The sequence below is a fragment of the Clostridium sp. AF20-7 genome, assembly GCF_003479275.1.
Classification (GTDB): domain Bacteria; phylum Bacillota; class Clostridia; order Lachnospirales; family Lachnospiraceae; genus Otoolea; species Otoolea fessa.
Map to the genome: position 1 here is coordinate 1 of NZ_QUGF01000028.1, position 1,769 is coordinate 1,769.

At 48.8% G+C, this 1,769-nt stretch carries 1 protein-coding gene and 2 pseudogenes; all 3 read left to right on the top strand.

The genetic code is table 11. The features are described from left to right. A pseudogene (locus tag DWX68_RS14425) lies at positions 1–327 on the top strand (hypothetical protein); the annotation flags it as partial. 20 nt (positions 328–347) lie between these two features. Next, positions 348–803, top strand: coding sequence for a PrgI family protein (locus DWX68_RS14430; RefSeq protein WP_005335865.1), 456 nt, complete (start codon positions 348–350; stop codon positions 801–803). Beyond that, a pseudogene (locus DWX68_RS14435) lies at positions 760–1,716 on the top strand (conjugal transfer protein TraE); the annotation flags it as partial. The gene DWX68_RS14430 and the pseudogene DWX68_RS14435, both read left to right, overlap by 44 nt. Between the last annotated feature and the right edge of the window lie 53 nt (positions 1,717–1,769).

A 1,769-nucleotide genomic window follows, 5' to 3' on the forward strand; every position in this document is an offset into this window, starting at 1 on the left:
TTCTCGGAAACCTGCCATAGCAATATGGCAAGGCGTCGGGTTCTTACCCTACTTGTGACTTCGGTGGCTCCCGTTCCAATGGCTGCAATGATGGGTAAAGAATGGGGCGGTATGGGACAGAATTACCTCCGATCCCTGCTGGCGCTGGGCTTTCAGGCGTTTCTCATTATCGTCTGCGTGGCAATTTATGCTGTGCTGGTGCAGAACATCGCTCTGGAAGATGACATCATCATGGCAATCTGGAGCTGCGTGGGCTACACCGTACTGCTATGTTTTACGCTGTTCAAAACCGGCAGTCTCGCCAAATCAGTCTTTCAGGCGCACTAAAACGGAAGGAGGTTTCTACATTGGCTTATGTACCCGTACCCAAGGACTTAACAAAAGTCAAAACAAAGGTCATGTTCAATCTGACCAAGCGGCAGCTTATCTGCTTCACGGGCGGAGCGCTTATTGGCGTACCGCTTTTCTTTTTGCTCAGAAAACCTACCGGAAACAGTGTAGCGGCTATGTGTATGATGCTGGTTATGCTGCCCTTCTTTATGCTGGCTATGTACGAAAAGCATGGACAGCCCCTGGAAAAGATCGTGGGCAACATTCTCAAAGTAGCTGTGATCCGTCCCAAGCAGCGTCCCTACCAGACCAATAACTTTTATGCCGTATTAAAGCGGCAGGAAATGCTCGATAAGGAGGTGTATGACATTGTTCACCGCAATAAAAAAATGGCTGCATCGGATGTTCGGAAAAACCGAGGAAAAAACTGTGCAGCCGGTAAAGACAAAGAAAAAACTGTCCCGCGCCGATAAGAAGCAGATCGAAGCGGCCATTGCCCGCGCTAACCGCACGGACAAAAAAGGAAAATCTGCGCAGGACAGTATCCCTTATGAACGGATGTGGCCGGACGGAATCTGCCGCATATCGGACAGCCACTACACAAAGACCATCCAGTTTCAGGACATCAACTATCAACTCTCCCAAAACGAAGATAAGACGGCAATCTTTGAGGGTTGGTGTGATTTCCTCAATTATTTTGACAGCTCGATTCATTTCCAACTGTCTTTTTTGAACCTTGCGGCATCGGAGGAGACCTTTGCTAACTCCATTTCCATCCCGCCCCAAAGGGATGCCTTTGACAGTATCCGCGAGGAATACACCACAATGCTGCAAAATCAGCTGGCAAGAGGTAACAACGGTCTCATCAAGACCAAATACCTGACCTTTGGTATCGACGCAGACAGCATCAAAGCCGCCAAGCCCCGTCTGGAGCGTATTGAGACCGATATACTTAATAACTTCAAGCGTCTTGGTGTAGCTGCCAGAACGCTGGACGGTAAAGAAAGGCTTTTTCAGCTTCATGCGGTATTCCACATGGATGAACAACTCCCGTTTCAGTTTGAATGGGACTGGCTGGCTCCTTCCGGTCTGTCCACAAAGGATTTTATTGCACCAAGCTCCTTTGAGTTCCGCACCGGCAAGCAGTTCCGTATGGGTAAGAAATACGGGACTGTTTCTTTTTTGCAGATTCTCGCACCGGAACTGAATGACCGTTTGCTGGCTGATTTTCTGGATATGGAAAGCTCGCTCATTGTGAGTATGCACATTCAGTCGGTGGATCAGGTGAAAGCCATCAAAACGGTAAAGCGAAAGATTACCGACCTGGACCGCAGCAAGATCGAGGAACAGAAAAAAGCAGTCCGTGCCGGATACGACATGGACATCAGTGCGACTCGTTCCTGAACAAAGCCTTCGTGGTTGAAGGACAAAATCAGGCA